This is a genomic window from Aureitalea sp. L0-47 (assembly GCF_026126405.1).
Classification (GTDB): domain Bacteria; phylum Bacteroidota; class Bacteroidia; order Flavobacteriales; family Flavobacteriaceae; genus Pukyongia.
Genome location: NZ_JAFMTQ010000001.1, coordinates 693,473 through 718,910 on the forward strand (window position 1 = coordinate 693,473; position 25,438 = coordinate 718,910).

Below are 25,438 nucleotides of genomic sequence, written 5' to 3' on the forward strand. Positions count from 1 at the left end.
TCGGATTCGCCATGAGCTTAATTTAAAGATGAAGTTAGTGATTTTAGCTCAAAACCCTGGCGTTGATTTATAGCCACTGTTGTAAGTAGTTTATTTATTGAAAATTTTTACTGCGGCAAATATCAGGAGAATCAAAAACACTCCACCGCCAACATATTTTCCTAGAGCATATGCTATTCGAACGCTAGTTTCAGTACCTTCATATTGGGAGATGCTTTCGATGTTATTTATTCGAATAGAATTATGGAAATTATCTCGAATACTTTCGTCGAAATCTTCATAATTGACATAGGATAGAGTATAAGTTTCTTTGCCTAATTGATAAATCTTCGAATCAAAGACTGGCTCACCTTGTTCATTCCCAAAAGAAACAAAATATCCCGTCAATCCATTTTCTAGAAACGATTTTTTGTTGATAATCCTATATGGGATAGATTCCTGCATTCCGTCTATTAGTTTTAGATAAAAATCATTCAAACTAGCCGAATCGTGTGGTAACGTGGACAATTCTTTTTCTACTTTTTTAGTCTTATTCATTCTTTGAGCAACGAAATTATGATTGTCAATATTTAAGCTCATTGCTTTTACAGTAAATCCTTGGGCTATCGTGTCATGTACCATGATTTCATTTGATGGCATTGAGAAAGATAGAACAGTATCCAAGTCAAATTCGTACCATTCATTGTTTTGAGAAAATACCGAACTGGAAGAAAGTACTAGTAGAAAAATTAATAGATGCCTCATGTCTATTTAATAAATTACTTACAACGTCCACGGCTATGAATTCGACGCGCTTGGCCAGCGGTTTTGGGTAGCTTTTTGCACCCAAAAGTGCTCCAGCGATGAGTCGGATTTATAACTCGTGTTTATAATTAGTAGATGAAGTTAACGATTTTCGGCAAAAACCCTGGCGTTGATTTATAGCCACTGTTGTAAAACGATTTACTTCCCAAACCCGATCTTAAATTTTTCAGGATCAACTACATTTCTTAATTCTATTACTTTGTTGTCGAACTCATTGTTAGAAATGACACGAATAGATTTGAGCCATTTGAAGTTACTGAGTTGTTCCTCATATCCCAAGTTCTTGTCAATTGTACCGTAATTATCAAGTAAATATTTATCTCTTGTGGTTATTAGTTCATTTATAAATTCTTCGACAGTAATTGGGCTTGGAATTGACTGGTGGAAATGTAGATAAGTACCATTTGAGAGTTTAATCTTCCAAAGTTTTTCTTTAGTCAGCCAATAGTATCCAATGACTGGAATTCCAAATAATAGACTTACAATCCCTAAATAACCAGTTTGAAGATTTTCAACAAACATTCCTAGTAGTAATAATAACACACCAAACAAAAGCCCCCCAATACCTAGAAGCAAAGTTATGTAGCTATTGTTGTTTGCTCTTACCTTCTCGCCATCTATATTTTCATACGGGATATCCATTTCATCACCATTACCGTAACTAATCTTGTAGAAAAATAACTTGGATTCCCCTAATCGATATTCTCTGGTGATAAAATTCTTCTTCTGGATTAATTCCTTCATTATTTTTAAATTGTTTTACAACGGTTCTCAACTAGGAGACGCGGGCTTCTCGGTTGTGGTCGTTCAGCCCGTGGCTTTTAGTTGATGTTATGGTTAAAAATGATAATTTAATTTGTCAAGTTCTAAATCTTATTATAGATTTGCGATCGTAATGAGAAAAATGAAGAATATTACTGCCATTATTGAAGTCGTGATTATTGATCACAGGCTCTAGGGATGGTATATGCAGATATAAAGATTTGAAGCCATCCATTAGGGTGGCTTTTTTTATGAATAGAACTTAGATGAAACGCACATTGAACAACATTATTATCGTCATTATTATTTCTGCTCTGCTCGAGTGAGATTAGGACGATTGTATGTATAACACTGAGCCCTTCTCACTTCGAGAAGGGCTTTTTTTTTGAATCAAATAAACACATAATATGTATTACAATGAAAACACCACCATCTTTCTAGATGGTAACTGGATGAAAGCATCAGAAGCCTCAACCGACCTGTACGCGCAAACCATGCACTATGGTTCTGGCGTTTTTGAAGGAATTCGTTCTTACGCGACTGAGGAAGGAGCTCGCGTATTTAAGGCCCATGAACATTACGAACGATTGTTCTATTCAGCAGAGAAAATGCACATTAAACTCGATTATACGGTTGATCAATTGGTTGAGCTGACATATCAATTGCTCGATCGGAACGGTCTCCACAATGCATACATCCGTCCTCTTGTTTATCTCGGCGCAAATATGACTTTACAGCCAACAGATGAGGTGCATGTGATGCTCTGTGCTTGGAGTTGGGATCGTTACCTCGGTGATCAATTACTTAGCGTCATGACTTCCTCTTATCAGCGACCTAATCCTAAATCGTGTCATGTGGAAGCCAAAGTGACAGGGCATTATACAAATTCCATTTTGGCAACAACAGAAGCTAAGCAAAAGGGGTTCGATGAAGCGTTACTTCTGGATATGAATGGATACGTTGCAGAAGGTCCTGGTGCAAATTTCTTCTTTGAAAAGGATGAGAAATTGTTCACCGCTCCGCTCGGCAACATTTTAGCAGGAATTACCCGCCAGACTGTATTCGAACTCGCTGATGAACTCGGTATCGAAGTGGTGGAGAAGCACTTCACCCCAGAGGACGTATATGATGCCGATGGTGCATTTTTCACAGGAACGGCAGCTGAAGTAGCAGGCATTGAAAGTTTGGATGGAAACACATTTGGTCTACAATGGGAAGAAACCTTAGGAGCTGTGCTTTCGACAGCCTATCTCAATCGCGTTCAAAAACTTGAATACAAAAATTTCGAATTAGTATGAAACTGAATAAGTACAGTTGTCGAATCACGCAAGATGATTCTCAACCTGCGGCACAGGCCATGCTTCATGCAATAGGTCTGAGTAAGGAAGACTTGGATAAGCCGTTTGTTGGTATTGCAAGCACCGGTTATGAAGGAAATCCATGCAACATGCATCTAAACGACCTCGCAAAGAAAGTCAAAGAGGGTACGTCGAACGAAAACCTTGTTGGATTGATTTTCAATACGATTGGAGTAAGTGACGGAATATCTATGGGAACACCTGGAATGCGTTATTCTTTACCCTCACGTGATGTGATTGCTGATTCCATGGAAACGGTGGTAGAAGGAATGTCATATGATGGACTCGTAACTGTAGTCGGGTGTGATAAAAACATGCCTGGTGCGTTGATGGCCATGTTGCGTGTAAATCGCCCAAGTGTATTGGTCTATGGAGGTACAATCGCCTCTGGATGTCATGAAGGAAAGAAACTCGATGTTGTTTCTGCTTTTGAAGCTTGGGGAAAGAAAAATGCTGGAACCATCGATGACCATGAGTACCAACAGGTGATAGAAAAAGCATGTCCTGGTGCTGGAGCATGCGGAGGGATGTACACGGCAAATACCATGGCGTCAGCAATTGAAGCTTTGGGGATGTCCTTACCATTCAATTCATCTAATCCTGCGCTGTCCGATGCAAAGATTAAAGAAAGTGTTCGAGCTGGGGAGGCATTGCGCTTGCTGCTAGAGAAAGATATCAAACCTCTAGATATTGTAACGAGAAAGTCTCTTGAGAATGCCATTCGATTGGTTACTGTACTTGGAGGGTCGACTAATGCGGTGCTGCATTTTTTAGCGATAGCAAGTACTGCTGGGGTCGAATTTACCTTGGATGATTTCCAACATATCTCTGATACAACACCATTCTTGGCGGATTTGAAACCAAGTGGAAAGTACTTAATGGAAGACGTGCATGAGGTTGGTGGAATCCCAGCGGTATTGAAGTATCTACTCGAACAAGGATTGCTTCACGGCGATTGTATGACGGTCACAGGAAAAACGCTCGCTGAGAATTTGGTGGAAGTGGATTCCTTGGCCGAAGGTCAGGATGTGATCAAACCACTTGAGAAGCCGATCAAAGCAAATGGGCATCTGCGCATCTTGAAAGGAAATCTTTCTCCAACGGGAGCCGTAGCCAAAATAACCGGAAAGGAAGGACTTCAATTTACAGGAAATGCACGGGTGTTCAATTCTGAATACGAAGCGAATGAGGGTATACGCAACGGTAAGGTGGTGAAAGGTGATGTCGTAGTAATTCGTTACGAAGGGCCTCAAGGAGGTCCAGGTATGCCTGAGATGCTGAAGCCAACTGCTGCGATTATTGGTGCAGGACTTGGAAACGATGTGGCCTTAATTACAGATGGTCGATTCTCAGGAGGATCGCACGGCTTTGTTGTGGGACATGTTTCTCCGGAAGCCCAGGTAGGTGGGCCAATAGCCTTAGTTAACAATGGCGACAAGATTACGATCGACGCAGTAAAGAATACGATCGAACTTGATGTTTCTGAATCCGAATTAATGGAACGAAAAAAGGCCTGGAAGGCACCAGCGTTAAAGTTCCAGCGAGGAGTTTTGAGCAAGTATGCACGAACGGTTTCATCAGCATCGGAAGGATGTGTAACAGATAAATAGCAAATCATGAGAACATTGGAATTAACAAGAAGTGAGAGTAAACCAGAAACGCAAACAATGTCTGGAGCACAAGCAGTGGTCCAAGCCTTAATCGATGAAGGAACAGAGTTGATGTTTGGATACCCTGGTGGTGCAATTATGCCCGTGTACGATGCGTTGTACGACGTTGAAGATAAATTGGAGCATGTGTTAACCAGGCACGAGCAAGGGGCTGTTCACGCTGCTCAAGGTTATGCCCGAGCGACAGGTAAAGTAGGCGTCTGTTTGGCAACGTCTGGACCTGGTGCAACGAACTTAATCACAGGAATCGCTGATGCGCAAATCGACTCTACGCCGTTGGTGTGCATCACAGGTCAAGTGCACAGTCACTTACTCGGAACGGATGCATTTCAAGAAACTGATGTCATTGGTATTTCTATGCCGGTAACGAAGTGGAACTATCAAGTCACACGAGCTGAAGAGATCCCAGAGGCGATTGCAAAGGCCTTTTATATTGCGCGTTCAGGAAAACCAGGTCCAGTCTTGGTAGATATAACAAAAGATGCGCAATTCGAGCAATTGGACTATGCGTACAAGCCTTTTGGAGGAATGCGTAGCTATCAGCCAGTATCGGCCTTGAATTCTAAGGCGATCGAACAAGCCGCTGAACTCATCAACTCTGCAAAGAAGCCATTTGTCCTGTTTGGTCAAGGGATTATCCTTTCTGGAGCCGAGCAAGAATTCAAAACCTTCATTGAAAAGGCTGGACTGCCAGCAGCGTGGACAATAATGGGGTTATCGGCGCTTGAATCAGATCATTATCTGAATGTCGGAATGCTCGGGATGCATGGAAATTATGGACCGAATAAATTGACGAATGAATGTGATGTGCTTATTGCCGTTGGAATGCGTTTCGATGACCGAGTGACTGGTGATCTATCACGTTATGCAAAGCAAGCGAAGGTGGTACATTTGGAAATCGATCCCGCTGAGATCAACAAGAATGTGCATGCAGATGTACCCGTGCTGGGTGATGCGAAAGCATCATTGAAAGCCCTGACTGAGTTAGTAGAGCCAAAGTCAAATGAGGAATGGTTAGCATGCTTTCGAGCATTAGAGCGGGAAGAGCGCGAAGCAGTCATTAATGAAGAACTGAATCCAAGCAGTCCAATAATGACTATGGGCGAAGTGATCGATGAAATCAATACTGCGAGCAAAGGCGACGCAATCGTTGTGACCGATGTAGGTCAGCACCAAATGGTGGCCTGTCGTTATGCTAAGTTCAATGAATCAAAATCGATGATTACATCAGGTGGCTTAGGAACGATGGGCTTTTGCCTGCCAGCTGCAATAGGAGCAAAAATGGGATGTCCAGAAAAGGAAGTTGTCGCTGTGATTGGTGATGGTGGTTTTCAAATGACCATCCAAGAATTAGGTACCATTTTCCAAGCTAAGACGGCAGTCAAAATTGTTGTGTTGAACAATGAATTTTTGGGCATGGTGCGCCAGTGGCAAGAATTGTTCTTCGATAAGCGCTATGCATCCACAACAATGGTGAATCCTGATTTCCAAACGATTGTGAAGGGATATGGTATTCGGACGAGAAAAGTCGAAGTACGCGAAGACTTGGCCGAAGCTGTAGCTGAAATGATGATGTACGAGGGGTCTTATTTCCTTGAAGTTCTGGTGGGCAAGGAGAACAATGTGTTCCCAATGGTTCCGACAGGTGCTTCAGTTTCTGAAATCCGACTCAAATAAGAATAGTAATGAAAAAAAGATACACAATATCCGTATTTACCGAAGATAATGTGGGGCTGTTAAACCGGGTCACAATCATCTTCACAAGAAGAAAAATAAACATCGAAAGTATTGCTGCTTCAGACAGTGAGGTAAAGAATGTACATCGTTATACCATAGTTATTACAGAGACCGAAGATCTGGTCAAAAAGGTGGTGCTACAACTCGAAAAGCAAGTGGAAGTGATCAAGGCTTTTTACCATGAGGACGACGCAATTGTATATCAGGAGATCGCATTATATAAGGTGCCGACAGATATCTTGGTAGCTGGAAAAGAGGCGGAAAAAATCGTGAGATCACATTACGCACGGGTCTTATCGGTCGAAGCTGATTTCACAGTGATAGAGAAAACAGGACACAAAGAAGAGACTCAAGCGCTGTTCAATGATCTGGAGCCGTATGGTATTTTGGAATTTGTCCGTTCGGGCCGAATTGCCATCAGCAAACCAATGAAAACTTTGACATCAATAGTAGAAGAATTAGAAAACGAGATTAACAATTAAGAACATGAAAAATTATTTTAACGAGCTCAGTAGAGCGGAACAATTAGAGCAACTCGGCATGTGCGAGTTAATGAGTCCATCCGAATTTCTAAACGGCGTTGATGCTATACGCGGTAAGGATATTGTAATCATTGGTTGTGGTGCCCAAGGCTTGAACCAAGGCTTGAATATGCGTGACTCCGGTTTGACAATTTCATATGCTTTGCGAAGTTCGGCTATTGAAGAAAAGCGCCAATCGTATTTAAGTGCAGTTGAACACGATTTTCGCGTAGGAACTTACGAAGAATTGATCCCTTCCGCTGATCTCGTGATAAACCTAACACCAGATAAACAGCATACTAACGTGGTCAACGCCGTTATGCCTTTGATGAAAGAAGGCGCGACATTGTCGTATTCGCACGGATTCAATATCGTGGAGGAGGCAATGCAAGTGCGCAAGGACATCACTGTCATCATGGTTGCTCCCAAATCTCCTGGTTCGGAGGTTCGGGAAGAATATAAGCGTGGGTTTGGCGTTCCGACACTAATTGCAGTGCATCCTGAGAATGATCCACAAGGATATGGTCTGGAGTGGGCGAAGGCGTATGCGGTTGCAACTGGTGGAGACAAGGCAGGTGTTCTACGTTCTTCATTTGTTGCAGAGGTGAAATCGGATTTGATGGGTGAGCAAACGATTCTTTGTGGTGTCCTGCAATCGGCTTCCATTCTCTGTTTTGATAAAATGGTTGCTGAAGGATTGGATAAGCACTACGCAGCCAGATTGGTGCAATTTGGTTGGGAAACGATTACCGAAGCTTTAAAACACGGCGGGATAACTCAAATGATGAATCGTCTATCTGAACCTGCAAAGTTCGAAGCCAATCGCTTGTCGAATCAACTGAAGGAGCTGATGAAACCTTTGTTTGAAAAACACATGGACGATATTATGTCCGGTAAATTCTCTCGCGAAATGATGCTTGATTGGTCCAATAATGATAAGAATTTATTGGAGTGGCGCCAATTGACGGGTGAAACGTCATTCGAGAAAACGGAATGTGCGGTTGATGAGATCAGCGAGCACGAATATTTCGATCACGGAACTTTGCTCGTCGCTTTTTTGAAATCGGGTGTTGAATTAGCATTTGAAACGATGGTTGCGGCTGGGATCAAGGAAGAGTCCGCTTATTACGAGTCTTTGCACGAAGCACCACTGATCGCAAATACGATTGCTCGGAAGAAACTATTTGAAATGAATCGAATCATCTCGGATACTGCCGAGTATGGTTGTTACTTGTTTGATCACGCTTGTCGCCCCTTGTTGTCTGACTTCATGAATACCGTATCGACTAATGTGATCGGAGAGAAGTATACGAAGGATCAGGACATCGATAAACAAAAGTTACTCGAATTGAATCAATCGATCAAAGACCATCCGATCGAAGTTGTAGGTGAATCATTACGATCGGCAATGACTGCGATGAAACCGTTGGAGTATGCAAACTGTTGAATTAAATAAGGTAAAGGAAGCCGCATCGCTATTGAGTGATGTGGTTTCCGAAACACCACTCATGCTCAATATACATTTGTCGCAGTTGATGAATGCCAAAGTTCATTTTAAACGAGAAGATCTCCAGCAGGTACGATCCTACAAGATTCGGGGAGCATACAATAAAATAGCTTCACTAAATAGGGATCAACTGGCTCAGGGAGTTGTTTGTGCGAGTGCAGGAAATCATGCGCAGGGAGTGGCACATTCATGTTTTCTGAAGCAAGTTCATGGAGTCATTTTCATGCCAGTTCCAACACCAAAACAGAAGGTGGATCGTGTACGACAATTTGGAGGTGAGTTCATTGAAATAGTACTGGTAGGAGACACATTTGACGAAGCATCTGAAGAGGCGATGCGCTATTGTCGGGAGAACAATATGAGTTTCATTCATCCCTTCGATGACATGAAAGTGATAGAAGGTCAGGCTACAATAGCTCTTGAATTGTTGAGTCAAGCCAATACGCCCATCGACTATGTTTTCGTTCCTGTTGGTGGTGGAGGTGTAGCCTCTGGAATTTCCAGTGTGTTAAAAAAGCTTTCACCCCAAACCAAGATTATTGGTGTAGAGCCTGCAGGAGCAGCCTCTATGTCGACCTCTTTGCATCGCGGAGTGAACACAAAGTTGGATCATATCGACAAATTTATAGATGGGGCATCGGTGCAAAAGGTAGGGGAGTTGAACTTCGAATTGTGCTCGATACATTTGGACCAGATGGCCACTGTTCATGAGGGAAAGGTTTGTCAAACAATTCTTGAATTGTACAATACGGACGCCATTGTTGTTGAGCCTGCAGGTGCATTATCCGTAGCTGTTTTGGAACAGTTCAAGGATGAAATTGCTGGTAAGAATGTCGTTTGTCTTATTAGTGGCAGCAATAATGATATCACGCGCACCGAAGAGATTAAAGAACGTGCCTTATTACACGAAGGAGTGAAGCACTACTTCTTGGTTCGTTTCCCTCAGCGAGCTGGAGCATTAAAGGAGTTTATCTCCGAAGTATTGGGACCTAACGATGACATCACACATTTTGAGTATTCCAAGAAGCACAATCGAAATACGGGGCCAGCGGTAATTGGTATTGAAATGAACGGACAGAGGGATGTTGAGGCCTTGATAACAAGAATGAAGGAACGTAATTACTATGGAGAATACCTCAACAATAAAAACGATTTATTTCAGATGCTGTTGTGAATTAACCATAACGTCCACGGCTATGAATTCGACGCGCTTGGCCAGCGGTTTTGGGTAGCTTTTTGCACCCAAAAGTGCTGCTGTGGAAATGTCGGATTCGCCGTGAGTATTAATTTAAAGATGAAGTTAGTGATTTTCGCTAAAAACCCTGGCGTTGATTTATAGCCACTGTTGTGTTTAGTTATATTATTCCAAATATTGAATTTCAACGGGAATATATTTTTTAGTCATTTCATTTAAGTCAGTGAAAGTCCAATTCGAGTTTGATTCGGTTTTTATTCCGTAGGTTCTAATTCCATCAGAGTAATAAAATCGTGCATACTTAACAGAATTAATAGTCAATATTGTGTCTATTTCTATTTGGACATCTTCTGAAATATATGATTTTACTCCATTTGAGAGATCTTTCAACATTTCTTCTTTGGAAATGTATTCAAAAACAAAATCGGGAAAATACTTCAATAGTTCTTCGTGATCAGACGCATTAACCGCTTTAATTGAGTTAACTATATCAAGCTTAAGGCTTTCCTTGTCAGTTTGAGCGAATGAAAAGATTGAAATTAAAAAAAGAAGTAAACAAAAGAGCTTTTTCATATAATTAAACACAACGGTCTCGGCTATGAGTAGTTGCGTGGGTTAGTACTTAATTTTGCAAGTACACACCAAACTGAAAATCCGCGAGGATTTTCAGAAGTAAGCGAGAACAAGCAATTACTTATAGCCATTGTTGTGCAACGTTTTTTATTCAGTTTGTTCTAATTGTTTGTGTGAACCATCACAATTCGGCATTCGGTTTGAAAGACCGCAAACACAGTCGTTCAATCCATATCCGTCCATTATCCGCTCTAAATTATTTTCAATTCGAGATGTTTTGGTTTTCGACTGCTTCGGTTTTGAAAAATGTAACAGATAACCTTTTTGCCTGCCTGCTGTCAGTTTTCCAAATGCTTTTTTAAATGCTGGGTTTTCGGCAAACTTCTGTTGTAATTCTTCTGGCGCTTCATAGTCAGAAGTTTTTTTCTTTTCAACTTTCTTTCCTGATTTTTCAATTTCGATTGCTTCTCGAATGTATTTTTTTATAGTCGGTTCAAGTTCCTCAATTTCGGGCAAGTCAGTAAATCGTATTTGTCTCGCTGATTGAACGTTTTCAGTTTGTTGAACTAAAATATTTTCAGGGTCTTTGAGTAAAGCTCCTTTATGAAATAGAATCGCACAGTAATCTTTAAACTCGTGAATCAAAACTATATTTTTTCCATTGTCAGTATAGCAAGGATGCATCCATTTGAAGTCTTCGAGTAATCCACAATCAAGGATAATTTCACGAAGCATGGTCAATTCCGATTTCCATTTTTTAAGTCCGTTAAGGTATCTGTTTACGTCTTCGTTCATTGGTTTTTGCAGTTTCTCTCAAATGTTGCACAACGTCCACGGCTATGTTCCTGTTGCGACATCGGCCTTATCGGCAGCATGCGGCTGAGTTTATTAACGTTGGCGGCTGTTGCGTTAGGTAGAAGGGCGCCGCGACGAAACATTCCCGGACTGATTTAGTTTTGTTTAAAGATATGAATTTCCCGAAAGCCAAACGAGCAATGGAATATAGCCACTGTTGCCCACAGTTATTTAAGCAGGTTTGAGTAATTATCTAAGTCCACAATATTTTTTGAGTATCTGTTTAAGTAACCGTATAAATGAGAAACAAAACCTAATATACACGTGCTATTACCTGTACATTCATAATGAGAGTTATTTTTCAGTCCTAAAAAAATTCCGCTTTCGATAACTAGTATTCCGTTAGGCCAATATCTAGATTCAACTTTTTCTAGTTTTTTATATATAGTATCCAATTTTTTGAATCCTTTGTAAGCAATAATAAAAGTCGGAATTTTTAAATCATCTAATAGCGCAAAATCATCTTTTCCTATCGTATATCGATTAAGCTCTTGAATTTCTTTAATCTTCTCAATAGCCTCATGCCATTGTTTGTTCAAGTCTGATTTAATTTCAAATGCAGCACCAACAGAATCAGCCAAATAGAGTCGATTGTTTCCTGTGGATACCGGAAAGCTTAATGAAAATGGTAACTCAATTACGGTATCGATTTGCCCAGTTTCTCTTCCTTTTGAATCTGTAATTGTACCACTACCAAATCTATAATTTGATGGAAGAATTTTTGATAAAAGATTAGTTTGGAATATTTCCCTCTCATCTCCAATTATTGAAGAAGAATATTTTTGACTGTCTCTATGACATTCAAGCATATTATTATGGATATTCTCTAGTTTATTTTTAAAAAGATTGTTCATTTTATAATTGTGGGCAACGGTCTCGGCTATGAGTAGTTGCGTGGTTTAGCACTTAACTTTGTAAGTACGCACCAAACTGAAAATCCGCGAGGATTTTCAGAAGTAGGCGAGAACAAGCAATTACTTATAGCCATTGTTGTGGTTAGTGTTTTTTATTTATTTACTTAATTTTAAAATTCTTAATGCTCCTTGAATTACCAAAATAAAAACGATTGTTCCGATAATCAAATCGGGTTTGCTCGAACTCAACCAATTTACCAAAAGTCCAGCGATTATGACTCCTAAATTAATAATCACGTCATTCGAGGTGAAAATCATACTTGCTTTCATATGTGCCTCTTCTTTGCTTTTTGACTTTTGCAAAATGTAAAGACAAATTCCATTTGCGATAAGCGCAAAAATTGAAACGATAATCATTATCGAAAAATCGGGAAGTTTCTCGTCTCCGAAAAACCTCCTTAACACTTCCACAAATCCAATAATCGCAAGTGTTATTTGAAAATATCCAGCAAGTTTCGCAATCCGCTTTTTTCTTGTCAGAGTTCCGCCAACCGCAAACAAGCTAATTCCGTAAACGAAACTGTCCGCAAGCATATCCAAACTGTCTGCAACTAATCCCATCGATTTTGAGATTAATCCAGTTGTCATTTCGATTATGAAAAAGGCAAAATTTATGGTAAGTACAGACCAAAGTAACTTTTTTTGGTTTGCATTTTCTTTAAATTCCGTTTGTTCGGTTTGTTCAGTCGAGATTTTCTTTCCGCCTAAATTCAGTTCGATAACGGACTTTTCGATTTGGTCAATTTGTCCGCTGTGAAAAACAGTTAGTTTTCGGTTGGGAATGTCAAAGTCCAGATTCGCAATACTTGAGATTCCATCCAATTTCATTCGGATTAAATTTTCCTCTGAAGGACAATCCATTTTGGTGATCTCAAATATCGTTTTGTTCATTCAATTTATCGGTTTTTGGAAATTAACCACAACGTCCACGGCTATGAATTCGACGCGCTTGGACAGTGGTTTTGGGTAGCTTTTTGCACCCAAAAGTGCTGCAGCGTTGAGTCGGATTTATCAGTCGTGACTTTAATTTAGAAGATGAAGTTAGTGATTTTAGCTAAATACCTGGCGTTGATTTATAGCCTTTGTTGTAAGCCGTTTATATTAAATGTTTACTCAAGTCTATCCAGAAATTGTTGTGTAACTCATAGGTTCCACCATTTAGGTTAAATCTGATTTTACTTATGTTGAAATAATTAGGGTCGGTTAACCATTTAGAACCTTTATTCAATTCATTCGCATCTCTTTCATTAGTTACGTAAGGAGGAACTTCAAAACATTTACATTCAATCTTTCTTTCAGAATTATAGTTTGACTCAAAGTATGGAATAACATTATTAAATAGCATGCTTTCGACATTTGAAGTAAATCCAATCAACAAATAACTTTCAAGGTTTCTACCCAGCAAATCCTTTCCTCTTTTTGAAAATAATGGTCTTATGTTTTGGCTATTACTAATTTTGAGAAGATATTCTGCAATTTCTGGGTCGATGCTCTGGTTTTCTATTTCTTGCACCAAAGCTTCCTTGTAATATTTCAATAAGTTATCATCTAAATAAATTCTATTCAACTCGATATTCTAAATGGCTTACAACGTTTGTATAAAGGTAGAAAAATAAAATATTTGTAAATTGCTGAGCAAGTTCTTTCGTCCCAGCTGGGTTAACCACTCAAATGTTAACCTTTTAAGATATTTTATACCATGGACGTTAAGCACCCTTTTTCAGATTTTGGCCGTATCCTCGAACTTAAACGTTATGCTCCAAATACCGTAAAGATCTACCTCTCCCTTCTTAAAACACTTCAGAAACAAATAGGAGAACAACCCATTCACGAACTCGAAAACTCCCAGATCGTAAGTCAGGCAATGCAGCTTGTGGAACGGAAAAAATATAGCCGCTCAAGCCATAAACAACTCCTGGGAGCCCTGGGATTATACCTTCGGGAGATGCACAACCGAAAGATCGACTTCTCTAACATCTATCCGGTGCGGAAACAAAAAAGGCTGCCGCAAATCCTTTCCAAAGAGGAAATCACCAGGCTCTTAGATTCCACAAAGAACATCAAACACAAAACCATGATCATGTGCCTCTACGGACTAGGCCTTCGGCGTGGTGAACTGCTTAATCTCAAAGTAAACGATATAGACAGCGACAGGGGAGTGGTGCATATCAAAAGTGCGAAAGGGAATAAAGACAGGCTGGTGCCACTTTCAGAAACACTACTGAAACAACTACGGGAATACTACAGATCCTACCGGCCGAAAAACTACCTTTTTCAAGGCCTTAAAGGGGGAAGATACTCCGAAACAAGCCTGCTGAAAGTCTTCCACGAGGCCTGTCGGAAAGCCAATATACGAAAGAAAGTTACCCCTCACAGCCTTCGCCATGCCTATGCAACCCATCTTATGGATTCAGGAGTGGATGTGCGTATTATTCAGGAACTACTCGGCCATGGTTCCGTTAAAACAACCATGATCTATACCCATGTAAGTACCAGGAACATTCTGGATGTCACCAGTCCCCTGGATATGCTCTAGGATTTTTCTACCTGAGGATAATTAATTATTTAACCTCATTTGATAACATATTACCTTCTTTGAAGTCCTTTATATTTTCTAAGGTAGTTAAGGCAATTTCATTCATGGCATCATTGGTAAAGTAGGCTTGATGTGAAGTTATTAAGACATTGGGAAAACTATTCAGGCGCAATATATACTCGTCTTCAATGATGTGTTCCGACAAATCTTTAAAAAACAGGTCTTCCTCTTGCTCATAAACATCGATTCCCAAATATCCCACTTTCCTTTCGATGAGCCCTTGAATAACATCCGATGTTTTTATTAATTCGCCCCGGCTGGTATTTATGATCATAACCCCGTCTTTCATGACATCCAACGAATTTTTATTGATCATGTGTTTAGTTTCAGTGGTCAACGGACAGTGAAGTGAAATAACTTCAGACTGTCGAAATAATTCGTTTAATTGCACATATTCAATACCCAGGCGTTTCAACTCATCCGATGGGTATAAATCATAGGCAATTACCTTGCATCCGAAACCAATAAGTATTCCGCAAAGTGCAACGCCAATTCTACCCGTTCCTACAACACCTACAGTTTTATTGCTAAGGTTGAATCCAATCAAATTATTCAGTGAAAAATTTCCCTCTCTTACTCTGTTGTATGATTTATGGGTTTTTCTGTTTAAAGTCATTATTAAAGCAATGGCATGCTCCGCCACAGCCTCCGGTGAATACGCAGGAACCCTCACAACTTTGATGTCGTATTTTTTTACAGCTTCCAGATCAACATTGTTAAACCCTGCACAACGCAAGGCAATTAATTTGATCCCGTTTTGATGCATGGCTTCAATTGTTTTTTCATCAATTTTATCATTCACAAACACGCAAACTGCTTCGAAACCTTTTGTCAAACCAACCGTATGTGGATCCAGCCTGGTTTCGAAGAATTCGATTTCAAAATTTTCGTCGGAATTGAATTTTTCAAAATATTCTTGATCGTACTGCTTGGTGCTGAACATGGCTATTTTCATATGAGCTGTAGTTCTATTTTGATTTTTTAGTGGACTGTTGTACTTCAATAGCACTCGAGAACTGTCTGCGGTAATTGCTTATACCTTTACACCTTTGATTATTGCTGAAAGCTGCCCCTTATAGTTTAAACCCATTCTTAGTCAATATGCTGGAATACCAACTATACGAAATTTCACCTCGGTCATAGAACTCCTGGACTTCTTCAATACTTCCTTTATCACCATAATCATTAGTTGATTGAAGATTTCCACTCTCATCATAGTATTTCCATTCGCCAACCTTGATCCTCCAGTCCTTATAATTGCCTTCAGCTTTTAGGATGCCGTTTTCATAATATTTTTTTATCGGACCTTCAACCAGATTTTGGTTATACTGTCCTACTTCTTTGTAATTCCCGTTGTCGTAGTAGTTGATCCATTTTCCCTGCCCAACTCCGTCAACATACTCCTGCCAGGATGAAATTTCTCCATTGGAATGTTTTGAAAATAAAACACCCGTGAATGGCTTTTCTTCACCTTTAGCATAATATCTGTAAACCCCATTAGTACTTTTTCCACTCGCATCGCCCATAGAAACGGCTCTTCTGCCCTCAACATCTTCCATAGAGATGGCATTTTGTGAAATTCCGGGTAGGTGTAACATTACAAATAGGACTATAATAATTGTTTTCATAAGACTTAATTTTATTTTTTCTGAAAAAACCGATAATTCCTTTAATCTTCTAGCTTCTGGAAAGCCACACTGGCAATTGCCTCCAGATCGGTATCGAAATAGAGCACCTGGCCTTTCAGTAAACTAACCTCTTTTGTTTCCCTGGGACCGATTGCGATGGTCTTCACCAGTTCTTCTTTAGTTTGGACTCGTATGGAAAACTCGTTCTTTCCAACATTTTCAACAATCGCAACACTGTTGGAACCCAAATAAGGATTGATAGCACCATCCTGTCCCGGGCCTTTGCCGGCTATACACATAGACTGTGTTCCGTCCAGCTCAATAATGTCCTGGGCAGTTGCATTATAGTTACTCAATAAAAGGACGAAAAGAAGAATAGAAAGTTTTTTCATGATGTTATGTTTTACTATACATACACAAAAAAGTCACTTTGGATGAGCTAAGGGCTATAAACGCGTTTGACAGTGGTGATTCATAGATCAACAATTACTTAGCTGTAGAAACCGTAATACTTTCTATTTATGGAGTTAAATACCAATATTAATAAACTACAGGTTTTATCGGCATTTGTCTGATTATTCTGGAATTTATCGGTTGTTCGTTTCTATAATTATTCAACGGCATGAGTTCCTGTAACTCTTTCACCTGTTCAACGGAAAGGGTGATGGGCGATTTAATAACATACCAATTAACACCTTCGGTACAAGGAGGCGTAGTAAGGGATCCCTCATAATTATAATAATCAAGATCATCGGGGAGACTTGAGTTAAGATCGAAAGAAACACCAATAGATTTAGTGTCTCCCACCTGGATAGGCAGGTAACTTTCTAAGAAAGTAAAGAATTCATTATTTACACCTTCTTTACCAAACATCGCTAAAACCATTAGTTCATTGTTCGCCTTATTCACATGAACAAAATGAACCTCTATTGGATAACGGATGCCATTAATCGTATGTTCAGAGGGTTCATGGAAATGTATTTGCAGTAATTCAAATTTATTGTCGTTCAGGTCTATGTAGTCTCCCTTTTCAAAATTAAACTGAATCGTATGACCGTTGTTAGTGACATCGTGAATTTTAGTATTTTCTGAATAGGCAAACTTTAAAGGGGTTAGAGAAGAATCTGCCAATACTTCTATGTCAATGATGTTAATTGGCGATTGTCTTTGTCCGTCGCAATTCGAATTCTTTTCAATTTCACTCCAATGCTCAGGGCCTGTTTCGCCCTGATAGGACCAATGTGATTCATTGTCATTAACTGTTAGATCATTTGAGGAAATATTCTGTGGTCCATCCTTACATGAATGTAAAAGGAGCAATACGATTAATGATCTCAGCAAGAAAAGTATATATTTTTTCATTTTTCTGATGCTTTTACTGAGAGGTAAATGAGTATACTAAAGTTACTCATTTTCGAGTAAGAATACGGAATGAATTATGGATATTATTGTACTTGCGAAAAGCCTAAATAGATAAGTATTTTTACCCTGTAATTGTTTTCCAGGGATACATGGGAATGCCTTTTTTGATCAGCTATCTCTTACCCGAAACGATAGTTCCTGTAATATTTACATTTTGTTAGATACTCAATCGTCACTTGCTCCTTAGGTTAAATACATCCTACTGAAGAAATACCAAACCAAATGCAATGCAGAGTAGCTGAATTATGATTTCTTCAGAATTAATGCTACATAACGATATGGTTCTTCCATTCGTAGGGTGCCGGGATGTCCTCATCGTCTATCATCTGTCGGATATCGATCTCGATCCCCCTGCTAAGATCCGAAATAGGCACGTCATTGGGTCCTCCCTCGAATGGGTTCTCCGTATTCTCACCTATGGCCTCCATGGTGTGAAAAACCCAGGCTAGCAAGGCGCTGAAAGGAATAGAGAACCACACAAAATGCTTCCCAATATTTATCTGTAACTGTCGGGTCCACTCCCAGTAGGTCTCATTCTCGTTCATGTACTCCACGATCTCTTCCCCTATAGTCTGAAAGCCTTCCATGATCCCAAAAGGGAGCAGAAGGATAAAGATCCAGACAAACATATAATTAAGGGTTGCGAACTGCCTGGGATAGGGGAAGTTCTTGATTCGCTCACTCTTCCCCTGCAAGGTGTAAAACTCTTTCAGCACATTGGCCATTTCCATATGCCGGAAATCCTCTATCAATCCCTGCTGAAGCAATTCTCTCAGCCGCCGGGATTGTACTCCCAATAACTGTGAGGCGCGATTGCCCTTAGCAAAAACCTCATTGAATTCCTCTTCATTCAGGTAGGGTTTGATCGCTGCCTCCAGCTCTTCGTGATCTTCAGGGACCATATATCGGTTTGCCCTGAATTCTTTGTTTGACTTAGTATTCTTTATATGCATTTCCCAGGGCTTGTCCTGTCGCAGCTGGTAGCGCAAAGCAGTAAGCCAGGCAACGTGCCTGTGTACCAGTTCACGGATGATGGCCTTTCTTTTTTCTTCTGAAACAGGCTCCCTGGTATGATCGTTAGTAATAAAATCCTTCACCATTATCGTCCAGGTGCGCGATGTATTCACGATCCCACCCCAAATCTTTCGTGCCTCCCACAACCGATCATAGGATGCGTTGTTCTTAAAACTTACAATAAAAGCGACGGCGGTACCCAGCACCCCCAGCGGCAACCATGGCACATGCAGCCACTTCCAGCGGAGTACTTCAAAAAGGAATACGGGGACGGTCGCAACCAGCAGGAAGAGAAAAATGTATCTACGCGTCCAGCTGATAACGCCTCGAATGGGAAAGATTCTTCGGGTATACATTGATTGGATTTTTTTCTGAAGATAACCAATTGCGCTAAACTTTACACATCTTCAGAAACGGCTCCCGATACCCGTTTGTTCTTCGGAAGGAGTTATTTCACCCCCAACTTCTTCAGTATATCGTCCATCAGGCACCATTTTGTAATGCCCGACTGGAATAAATTAACACCCACAAAAGCAGTGAACCAAAGCCAGTTGATATTTACTGTGGCAGCAAGGATTATGCTAATCAGGATCAATGTCCCGGCTATGATTCGTATATATCGTTCTCTCATGTTCTAATTTTTTTAGATGAATTTTTCAATAGGGATCACGGCAGCTCGAATTGGGTTATTCGTTTCTAGTTCCGTGTTGAATTGCTCTATATGATAGAACAATCGCTCAATTTTTTCATTTTCGGTAAAGGAGAAATACAATTCGGAATCTGCTCCAAACGCACTTCCCTGGAACCATCCGGACCGAGCAGCCACGGAAGCCACCTGGTTGAATCCCTCAATTTCCGAGCCGCTGAAACTCTCGATCCCAGCCTTACCTAACAATTTCTTTACCGCATCCCGAAACTCCGAAACGGCGGTTACTATCACTAATTTCATGTTGTGTGTTTTCGTCTTTCAATTAAATAATACACCAGTGGCACCACCAATAAGGTGAGTACCGTGGAAACTATGGTTCCTCCCATGAGCGAGATCGCCAGCCCCTGGAAAATAGGGTCGAACAAGATCACAAAGGCGCCAATAACCACCGTTCCGGCCGTAAGCAGGATAGGAGTGGTCCTTACAGCACCGGCTTCGATCACGGCCTGCTTCAACGGAATACCATCGGCTAGCCTTAAATTCACAAAGTCGATCAGCAGCACCGAATTCCGCACCATGATCCCCGCCAGGGCGATCATACCAATAAAAGAAGTAGCAGTGAAAAAGGCATCCAGCATCCAGTGGCCCAGTACAATTCCAATTAGAGACAGAGGAATGGCAACCATCATCACTACCGGGGCCTTGAAATTTTGGAACCAGCCCACTATGAGCATATAAATGATTACAATTACCCCGGCGAAGGCCATTCCGAGATCACGGAATACCTCCAGCGTGACCTGCCATTCCCCGTCCCATTTTACCGTGTAGTTATCTTCAAAATCCGGCTGACGGATATACAACTCGTCCATTTTGTATCCCTTCGGAAGAGGGATCTCCTGCAACTTATCGCTCATACCAAGTATCGCGTAAACCGGACTTTCCAGTTCCCCGGCCATGTCCGCCATTACGTATACCACCCGTTTCTGGTTCTTTCTGAAAATACTCTTCTCAATCGTTCCCTCACGAATCTCTACGAGATCGCCTATGGGAACCATATTTCCTCGCTGTGATTTGATGTGGATAGACCGTAGCGCAGCCAAATCCGAAGCTTCCTTTTCTTCCAGGGCAAGCTGAATACCTACTTGCTTGGTGGCTGTCTCGTCGTACAAATGAGTCACCGGTGCTTCCGAAAGTGCCATTCGTAGGGTATGAGTGATCTGCTCCGGTGATACTCCGTACAACATCGCTTTCTCCCTGTCGATCACGAAGTCGTATTCTGTTTGGTCGGCCTCCACCATCCAGTCGATATCCACTACATCGTCTGTGTTCTTCAATATATTCTGAACAGCGTCGGCTACTGCTATCTGTTGGTCGTATTCAGGACCGTAAATTTCAGCAACAATAGTAGACAAAACCGGTGGTCCGGGTGGTACTTCCACGATCTTGACATTTGCCCCGAATTTCTTGGCGATTGCCTGAATGCCAGGCCGGAAGGATTTGGCGATCCCATGACTCTGCTCATCCCGGTCGTGCTTGTCGGTTAAATTCACCTGAATATCGGCTACATTACTTCCACCCCTCAGGTCGTAGTGACGTACCAGTCCGTTAAAAGTGATCGGCGCCGAAGCTCCCACATAGGTCTGGTAATTAACTACATTTGGCTGCGTTCGGATGAATTGCCCGATCTCACCGGCCACAGCGGCTGTGCGTTCAAGGGTACTTCCCTCGGGCATGTCGATCACTACCTGGAATTCGTTCTTGTTGTCGAATGGTAGCATCTTAACCACCACCGAATTGGTAAAGAAAAGTCCTACCGAGCCCAGCAGCATCGCAAAGGTTATCCCCAGGAACAGCCAGCGCTTTTTCTTACTCTCGATAAGCGGGCGCTCCAATCTTTCGTAGATCCTGTAGATCCAGGTGTCTTCTAACTGCTTGTGCTCCTTTTTCTTTCCTGAAGTTTTCTCTCGCTCTCTTAGGAACAAAACGCCCAGGTAAGGGGTAATGGTAAGCGCCACGAAAAGTGATAATAACATGGCGATCGAGGCTCCTATCGGCATGGGGGACATATAAGGCCCCATCAAACCGGAAACGAAAGCCATTGGTAGTACCGAAGCGATCACTGTGAAAGTCGCAAGTATGGTTGGATTTCCAACCTCGTTAATGGCATAGAGTGCTGCCTGCTTGAACGGGAGTTTCTTCATCTTGAAATGCCGGTGCATGTTCTCGGCAATAATGATGGAGTCGTCTACCACGATCCCGGTCACGAAGACAAGGGCGAAAAGCGTGATTCTGTTCAGCGTGTAATCGAGGATATAGTAACTAAGTAAGGTTAATGCAAACGTAATTGGCACCGAAAGGAATACCACCAAACCGCCGCGCCAGCCCATGGCCAGCATCACTACCAGTGTTACCGCAATAATAGCCCCTATGAGGTGTAAAAGTAGTTCGGATACTTTTTGCGATGCGGTCTCCCCGTAATTTCGGGTGACTTCCACCTTTACATCATCCGGGATGAGGTCGTTTCGGAGATAGTCTACTTTCTCCAAAATGATATCCGAGATCTTCATCGCATCAGCACCTTTTCGTTTTGCTACGGAAATGGTCACCGCGGGATATTCCGAAGGAAAATCGTTAGACAAAACACTTTCGCCACCAAATCCAAGTGATACATAATTCTTCGACAATTCCGGTCCATCCACCACCGAAGCGATCTGCTTCAAGTAGATGGGTTGATTTGCATTGTTACCCACAATCAGGTTCTCAACATCATCACGGCTCTGCAGGAACTTACCCGTCTTCACCATGATCTCACTGTTGCCGCTGTTGAAACTACCGGCATCCAGCTGCTGGTTGTTCGTTCGGATCATCTTTGCGACCTCCAGGAAATCGAGTCCGCTGGCGGCCAGCTTGTCTTTGTCCAATATCACACGAATCTGTCGCTCCCGCCCTCCAATGCGATGCGTGGCCGATACGTCGTTGATCTTCTCGATCTCATCGGCCAGTTCCTGAGCGATCTGGCGTAGGCGGTAATCGTCATAGGTCTCGCTCCACAAAGTGATTCCCAGCATGGGTACATCGTCTATCGCGCGGGTCTTTACCAACGGGAAGGTCACTCCTTCAGGCATGAGGTCCATGTGCTTGTTGATCTCGTTGTACAGCTTAACAATGGAGCGTTCAATATCTTCTCCTACGTAGAATTGTACGATCACCATCCCTTGTTCCTTCATGGAAGTTGAGTAGACGTATTCCACCCCTTTAATGTTAGAGAGTAGCTTCTCCAGGGGTTTGATCACCCTGCTTTCTACTTCCGTAGGGCTGGCACCCGGATAGCCCACGAAAATATCGGCCATGGGTACATCTATCTGGGGTTCCTCTTCACGAGGGATAAGAAACGAACTGTATACCCCGATCACCATAAAGACGATCATGAGCAATACGGTAAGCTTTGAACTTATAAATCCTTTGGCGATCTTTCCGGCTAATCCTTCTTTCATCAGTTCTGTTTATTGAATTTCAACCTTTACACCATTGAATAACTTTCCTTCGGCCGAAACAATGAACGACTCGTCTCCATCTAACCCGGACAGCACCTCTACCTGGTCACCGTAGGTACGTCCTAGTCGGAGCCAACGGAGAAGTGCGGTGTTTTGTTCACTCACGGTGTAAATGCCTCTTAGTTGTCCACGATTAACCACGGCTTCCAGAGGAATGAGGATAGGGGATTCAGTTAAGTTACCTTCCACTGGAAACTGTACCGTGGCATACATACCTGATTTTAAATTTTCTACGGAATCATCCAGCACAGCTTTAACTACGAATTGTCCGCCGCTTATCGCTGCCGAAGTACTCACCTCGGAAACTGTGGCGGATAGGGTAGTGTCCAGTGCTTTTATCACAACCGTTGCTTTCGAATCCTTTTTTATTTTCTGAATATCGTTCTCAGCTACTCGCGTAGTAACCTCGAAAGTTCCCGGAGCTTCAACTGCCACGAGTGGAACTCCCGGATTGGCCAGGTCGCCTTCGTCTGTAAAAATTCCGGTTACCACTCCAGCGAAGGGAGCCCTGAGGTTTGAATAGGCGAATTGCGCACCTACTTCGTTCTTCATTTGCCGGGCTGCCTCCAGGCGTGCCTCCGCCATTTCGAAACGGGAGCGCATATCGTCCAGTTCCTTCTGTGAGGCACTGTTGTCGTTAAACAGGGACTGGAAGCGTTGCAGGTCCTTTTCCGCATTTCGGTATGCGGCAGTGGCCTCGGTGATCATAGCATTGGCCTGGGCGCTTTTGGCCGAAAGTTCGGCGCTGTTAACGCGCAGTAATAGCGTTCCTTTTCTCACCTTCTCACCGGTGGCAACATAGATCTTTTCTACATGGCCCATCATGCGGGTACTGAGTTGCGCATTGTTTACTGCTTCAACCATTCCGCTCGTACTGAGGTATGGGCTGTCCTTACCACTGCTTACTTGCTGGGTCGTAACTGCCACAGAGGAAGTATCCTTTTCCGAAGTGGTTTCTGAATTGTCCCCGCAGCTCAGTAATAGGGTAGGAATGAGTAATGATATGATGATCTTTTTCATGGTCTTATTTTATTTTTTTGTTAGGAATCGCACATAAGCCAGCGCGTAGTTGTACTGAAATACGGTTTGATGATAATCGAGTTGTTTTTCGGCGAATTTTGCCTCGGCAAAGAGTAATTCGCTGGTTCGTTCCAGGCCTTCTTTGAAACGGTTCTTTCGAATACGTAAAGATTCCTCGTATTGTTCCAATGCTTTTTCTGAAAGCGATAATTCGTTACTGGCGTCATTTAGCATACGGTAAGCCTTTTCCAGTTCCAATTTGCTTTCTGCCAGGTATTGTTTGTATTCAAGATTGGACCTTTCGAAAGCAGCTTTGCTTTTCCCGGTCTTTGCAATACGCTTGTTCCCGTCAAAGAGATCCCAGCTAAGCTGGGCACCCACCATGTACCCGTTAGCGTCTGCCTGCAGGAATTCGTTATCGTAGAGTTCATAACTTCCGAAGGCATTCAGTCGAGGCAGGAAGGACATTTTATCAGATCGGTATTGTTGTTCATAGGCAGCAGTAGCCGCCCGCATAGCCTGAATATCGGCGCGTTCCGAAGAGATCGAATCCATGGCAACCACCTCGTTCTCCGGTTGTAGTTCATCCGAGGGTTGGAAAACCTCGTTACTTTCATCATTCATCATAACCGAAAGCATACCCGAAATGTTCTTCACATTGCTCTGGGCATACCGCAGTCGGTTTTCCATTTCCATCACCTGGACCTCTGCAGCCAGTAGGTCGGAGCGCTGTAGCAATCCCTGGTCAAAGCTGTTTTTGGCGATCCTTAGGTTTTCTTCTGAAGCTGTTTTGGATCGTTCCATCACTTCCACCATCTTGTAGGAGAGCTGCAGTTGCATGTATTTCTCTTCTACCTGTAATTCCAGGTACTCGCGAGTTCGCTCGGCCTGGTATTGAGTCGCTTCGTATTTGGATTTCGCGGCTTTTCTCTGAAAGATCCCGTCCACGTTGATAAGGGGTTGCCGTATCTCCAGTTTGGTAGCGAAATTATCGGTACGAAGTGGATCATTCAGCAATTGTGGGTCGAAATCACTGGCCGTAAGTACTTCCTGGTTCAGTTTGGAACCGAAAGCCATTAGCGGATTGGTAGTTGTACTTCCCGTATAAGAGGCAGTTATGGAAGGGAGATAGACTGCATTGGCCTGGTTGAGATCTCCTTTGGCTTCTTTTACCTCCTCTGCTTTGATCTTAAGCAGGTTTCCGTTTTCCATTACCTCCTGTAGCAACTCCTGCTTGCTAAGAGTGCGTGTCTCCTGGGCTATGCTAGCCGAGGTGATTAATAATAAGGATACTATGCTCGCTAAAATTCTCACTGCTTTATGTTTTAAGCAAAAGTAGGGCTGACTTTGGGGTGAGTCAGTAACTCTTGTTACCATGTTATGTATCCCATGTTACACAAGGTCGTTTATATTTTTGTGGAGGATTAGGTTAATTCCTGGTACTGGTTCGGAAGGCGACCGAAAAATTGCAGTACAGGTTGCCGGCGTGAGGTTCGATTTACTGCCCGATCACAGCAAATGATATCGTTCTTAACAACACCATAAAAAAATGCATCCTTTTCATGGGTACACTTCTATAATACTAAAACACTAAAAGTAATTTTAGCCTATACCTAACACAATGATGAAAATCATTGAGCTATTGTTTTTACGATGTTT

24 protein-coding genes are annotated in these 25,438 nt (G+C 42.0%); 7 read left to right on the forward strand and 17 right to left on the reverse strand.

What is annotated here, in order from left to right; genetic code table 11:
- Nucleotides 1-90: 90 nt before the first annotated feature.
- Together J1N09_RS03090 and J1N09_RS03095 are read right to left on the reverse strand one after the other, a co-directional pair.
- The gene (locus J1N09_RS03090) at nucleotides 91-744 is read right to left on the reverse strand and encodes a hypothetical protein (protein WP_265198039.1); all 654 of its coding nucleotides are present in this window, start codon (nucleotides 742-744) and stop codon (nucleotides 91-93) included.
- Between the two features lie 198 nt (nucleotides 745-942).
- On the reverse strand, nucleotides 943-1,548 hold the full coding sequence (locus J1N09_RS03095; protein WP_265198041.1) for a hypothetical protein: 606 nt from the start codon (nucleotides 1,546-1,548) through the stop codon (nucleotides 943-945).
- A gap of 425 nt (nucleotides 1,549-1,973) precedes the next feature.
- Between J1N09_RS03095 and J1N09_RS03100 the strand changes: the two genes are divergently transcribed.
- From J1N09_RS03100 to ilvA, 6 genes are read left to right on the forward strand one after another with little or no spacing between them, the layout of a single operon-like run.
- Entirely contained in the window at nucleotides 1,974-2,864 is an 891-nt protein-coding gene (locus J1N09_RS03100; protein WP_265198042.1) for a branched-chain amino acid transaminase, read from the forward strand.
- The gene (gene ilvD, locus J1N09_RS03105) at nucleotides 2,861-4,534 is read left to right on the forward strand and encodes a dihydroxy-acid dehydratase (protein ID WP_265198044.1); all 1,674 of its coding nucleotides are present in this window, start codon (nucleotides 2,861-2,863) and stop codon (nucleotides 4,532-4,534) included. Before J1N09_RS03100 ends, ilvD begins: the two co-directional genes overlap by 4 nt.
- A 6-nt stretch (nucleotides 4,535-4,540) precedes the next feature.
- Nucleotides 4,541-6,271, forward strand: a complete 1,731-nt coding sequence (gene ilvB / locus J1N09_RS03110; RefSeq protein ID WP_265198046.1) for a biosynthetic-type acetolactate synthase large subunit — start codon at nucleotides 4,541-4,543, stop codon at nucleotides 6,269-6,271.
- A gap of 8 nt (nucleotides 6,272-6,279) precedes the next feature.
- A complete protein-coding gene (gene ilvN / locus J1N09_RS03115; RefSeq protein WP_265198048.1) occupies nucleotides 6,280-6,813 on the forward strand; it encodes an acetolactate synthase small subunit in 534 nt (177 codons plus the stop codon).
- A 4-nt stretch (nucleotides 6,814-6,817) separates the two neighbouring features.
- Entirely contained in the window at nucleotides 6,818-8,299 is a 1,482-nt protein-coding gene (gene ilvC / locus J1N09_RS03120) for a ketol-acid reductoisomerase (RefSeq protein ID WP_265198049.1), read from the forward strand.
- Nucleotides 8,286-9,533 (forward strand): threonine ammonia-lyase IlvA, encoded by a 1,248-nt coding sequence (gene ilvA, locus J1N09_RS03125; protein WP_265198051.1) that lies wholly within the window; start codon nucleotides 8,286-8,288, stop codon nucleotides 9,531-9,533. The genes ilvC and ilvA overlap by 14 nt, the downstream gene beginning before the upstream one ends.
- Before the next feature lie 186 nt (nucleotides 9,534-9,719).
- On the opposite strand, the gene J1N09_RS03130 is transcribed toward ilvA, so the two are convergent.
- The 5 genes from J1N09_RS03130 to J1N09_RS03150 form a co-directional block, all read right to left on the reverse strand.
- A complete protein-coding gene (locus J1N09_RS03130; RefSeq protein ID WP_265198052.1) occupies nucleotides 9,720-10,127 on the reverse strand; it encodes a hypothetical protein in 408 nt (135 codons plus the stop codon).
- Nucleotides 10,128-10,274: 147 nt separating this feature from the next.
- A complete protein-coding gene (locus tag J1N09_RS03135; protein ID WP_265198054.1) occupies nucleotides 10,275-10,922 on the reverse strand; it encodes a DUF1801 domain-containing protein in 648 nt (215 codons plus the stop codon).
- Between the two features lie 227 nt (nucleotides 10,923-11,149).
- Entirely contained in the window at nucleotides 11,150-11,836 is a 687-nt protein-coding gene (locus J1N09_RS03140) for a DUF6602 domain-containing protein (protein WP_265198056.1), read from the reverse strand.
- A gap of 156 nt (nucleotides 11,837-11,992) precedes the next feature.
- On the reverse strand, nucleotides 11,993-12,787 hold the full coding sequence (locus tag J1N09_RS03145) for a cation transporter (RefSeq protein ID WP_265198058.1): 795 nt from the start codon (nucleotides 12,785-12,787) through the stop codon (nucleotides 11,993-11,995).
- 205 nt (nucleotides 12,788-12,992) lie between these two features.
- Nucleotides 12,993-13,433 carry a hypothetical protein gene (locus J1N09_RS03150; protein ID WP_265198060.1) on the reverse strand — a complete coding sequence of 147 codons (441 nt, stop codon included), beginning with the start codon at nucleotides 13,431-13,433 and terminating at the stop codon, nucleotides 12,993-12,995.
- Between the two features lie 162 nt (nucleotides 13,434-13,595).
- Between J1N09_RS03150 and J1N09_RS03155 the strand changes: the two genes are divergently transcribed.
- Nucleotides 13,596-14,432 (forward strand): tyrosine-type recombinase/integrase, encoded by an 837-nt coding sequence (locus tag J1N09_RS03155; RefSeq protein WP_265198062.1) that lies wholly within the window; start codon nucleotides 13,596-13,598, stop codon nucleotides 14,430-14,432.
- Between the two features lie 25 nt (nucleotides 14,433-14,457).
- Here J1N09_RS03155 and J1N09_RS03160 read toward each other — a convergent pair whose 3' ends face one another.
- From J1N09_RS03160 to J1N09_RS03205, 10 genes are all read right to left on the reverse strand, one after another.
- The gene (locus tag J1N09_RS03160; RefSeq protein WP_265198064.1) at nucleotides 14,458-15,447 is read right to left on the reverse strand and encodes a 2-hydroxyacid dehydrogenase; all 990 of its coding nucleotides are present in this window, start codon (nucleotides 15,445-15,447) and stop codon (nucleotides 14,458-14,460) included.
- A 118-nt stretch (nucleotides 15,448-15,565) separates the two neighbouring features.
- Nucleotides 15,566-16,120 (reverse strand): toxin-antitoxin system YwqK family antitoxin, encoded by a 555-nt coding sequence (locus tag J1N09_RS03165; RefSeq protein WP_265198065.1) that lies wholly within the window; start codon nucleotides 16,118-16,120, stop codon nucleotides 15,566-15,568.
- Nucleotides 16,121-16,161: 41 nt separating this feature from the next.
- On the reverse strand, nucleotides 16,162-16,512 hold the full coding sequence (locus J1N09_RS03170; protein ID WP_265198067.1) for a hypothetical protein: 351 nt from the start codon (nucleotides 16,510-16,512) through the stop codon (nucleotides 16,162-16,164).
- A gap of 148 nt (nucleotides 16,513-16,660) precedes the next feature.
- Nucleotides 16,661-17,482 (reverse strand): carbonic anhydrase, encoded by an 822-nt coding sequence (locus J1N09_RS03175; RefSeq protein WP_265198069.1) that lies wholly within the window; start codon nucleotides 17,480-17,482, stop codon nucleotides 16,661-16,663.
- A gap of 326 nt (nucleotides 17,483-17,808) precedes the next feature.
- Complete coding sequence (locus J1N09_RS03180; protein ID WP_265198071.1) at nucleotides 17,809-18,912, reverse strand: bestrophin family protein; 1,104 nt, start codon at nucleotides 18,910-18,912, stop codon at nucleotides 17,809-17,811.
- A 92-nt stretch (nucleotides 18,913-19,004) separates the two neighbouring features.
- Nucleotides 19,005-19,187: a DUF2892 domain-containing protein gene (locus J1N09_RS03185; protein ID WP_265198073.1), complete on the reverse strand. Its 183-nt coding sequence runs from the start codon at nucleotides 19,185-19,187 to the stop codon at nucleotides 19,005-19,007.
- 12 nt (nucleotides 19,188-19,199) lie between these two features.
- Nucleotides 19,200-19,505: a hypothetical protein gene (locus J1N09_RS03190; RefSeq protein ID WP_265198075.1), complete on the reverse strand. Its 306-nt coding sequence runs from the start codon at nucleotides 19,503-19,505 to the stop codon at nucleotides 19,200-19,202.
- On the reverse strand, nucleotides 19,502-22,699 hold the full coding sequence (locus J1N09_RS03195; protein WP_265198077.1) for an efflux RND transporter permease subunit: 3,198 nt from the start codon (nucleotides 22,697-22,699) through the stop codon (nucleotides 19,502-19,504). The genes J1N09_RS03190 and J1N09_RS03195 overlap by 4 nt, the downstream gene beginning before the upstream one ends.
- 9 nt (nucleotides 22,700-22,708) lie before the next feature.
- Nucleotides 22,709-23,779 carry an efflux RND transporter periplasmic adaptor subunit gene (locus J1N09_RS03200; protein WP_265198079.1) on the reverse strand — a complete coding sequence of 357 codons (1,071 nt, stop codon included), beginning with the start codon at nucleotides 23,777-23,779 and terminating at the stop codon, nucleotides 22,709-22,711.
- Nucleotides 23,780-23,788: 9 nt separating this feature from the next.
- A complete protein-coding gene (locus tag J1N09_RS03205; RefSeq protein WP_265198081.1) occupies nucleotides 23,789-25,093 on the reverse strand; it encodes a TolC family protein in 1,305 nt (434 codons plus the stop codon).
- Nucleotides 25,094-25,438 lie beyond the last annotated feature (345 nt).

Coding starts and splice junctions, on each gene's coding strand:
- J1N09_RS03095 (WP_265198041.1), bottom strand. CDS start 1,548: ATGAAGGAATTAATCCAGAAGAAGAATTTTATCACCAGAGAATATCGA.
- ilvC (WP_265198049.1), top strand. CDS start 6,818: ATGAAAAATTATTTTAACGAGCTCAGTAGAGCGGAACAATTAGAGCAA.
- J1N09_RS03135 (WP_265198054.1), bottom strand. CDS start 10,922: ATGAACGAAGACGTAAACAGATACCTTAACGGACTTAAAAAATGGAAA.
- ilvN (WP_265198048.1), top strand. CDS start 6,280: ATGAAAAAAAGATACACAATATCCGTATTTACCGAAGATAATGTGGGG.
- J1N09_RS03175 (WP_265198069.1), bottom strand. CDS start 17,482: ATGAAAAAATATATACTTTTCTTGCTGAGATCATTAATCGTATTGCTC.
- J1N09_RS03145 (WP_265198058.1), bottom strand. CDS start 12,787: ATGAACAAAACGATATTTGAGATCACCAAAATGGATTGTCCTTCAGAG.
- J1N09_RS03100 (WP_265198042.1), top strand. CDS start 1,974: ATGTATTACAATGAAAACACCACCATCTTTCTAGATGGTAACTGGATG.
- J1N09_RS03180 (WP_265198071.1), bottom strand. CDS start 18,912: ATGTATACCCGAAGAATCTTTCCCATTCGAGGCGTTATCAGCTGGACG.
- J1N09_RS03170 (WP_265198067.1), bottom strand. CDS start 16,512: ATGAAAAAACTTTCTATTCTTCTTTTCGTCCTTTTATTGAGTAACTAT.
- J1N09_RS03090 (WP_265198039.1), bottom strand. CDS start 744: ATGAGGCATCTATTAATTTTTCTACTAGTACTTTCTTCCAGTTCGGTA.
- J1N09_RS03160 (WP_265198064.1), bottom strand. CDS start 15,447: ATGAAAATAGCCATGTTCAGCACCAAGCAGTACGATCAAGAATATTTT.
- J1N09_RS03140 (WP_265198056.1), bottom strand. CDS start 11,836: ATGAACAATCTTTTTAAAAATAAACTAGAGAATATCCATAATAATATG.
- J1N09_RS03200 (WP_265198079.1), bottom strand. CDS start 23,779: ATGAAAAAGATCATCATATCATTACTCATTCCTACCCTATTACTGAGC.
- ilvD (WP_265198044.1), top strand. CDS start 2,861: ATGAAACTGAATAAGTACAGTTGTCGAATCACGCAAGATGATTCTCAA.
- J1N09_RS03130 (WP_265198052.1), bottom strand. CDS start 10,127: ATGAAAAAGCTCTTTTGTTTACTTCTTTTTTTAATTTCAATCTTTTCA.
- J1N09_RS03190 (WP_265198075.1), bottom strand. CDS start 19,505: ATGAAATTAGTGATAGTAACCGCCGTTTCGGAGTTTCGGGATGCGGTA.
- J1N09_RS03155 (WP_265198062.1), top strand. CDS start 13,596: ATGGACGTTAAGCACCCTTTTTCAGATTTTGGCCGTATCCTCGAACTT.
- J1N09_RS03185 (WP_265198073.1), bottom strand. CDS start 19,187: ATGAGAGAACGATATATACGAATCATAGCCGGGACATTGATCCTGATT.
- J1N09_RS03165 (WP_265198065.1), bottom strand. CDS start 16,120: ATGAAAACAATTATTATAGTCCTATTTGTAATGTTACACCTACCCGGA.
- ilvB (WP_265198046.1), top strand. CDS start 4,541: ATGAGAACATTGGAATTAACAAGAAGTGAGAGTAAACCAGAAACGCAA.
- ilvA (WP_265198051.1), top strand. CDS start 8,286: ATGCAAACTGTTGAATTAAATAAGGTAAAGGAAGCCGCATCGCTATTG.
- J1N09_RS03195 (WP_265198077.1), bottom strand. CDS start 22,699: ATGAAAGAAGGATTAGCCGGAAAGATCGCCAAAGGATTTATAAGTTCA.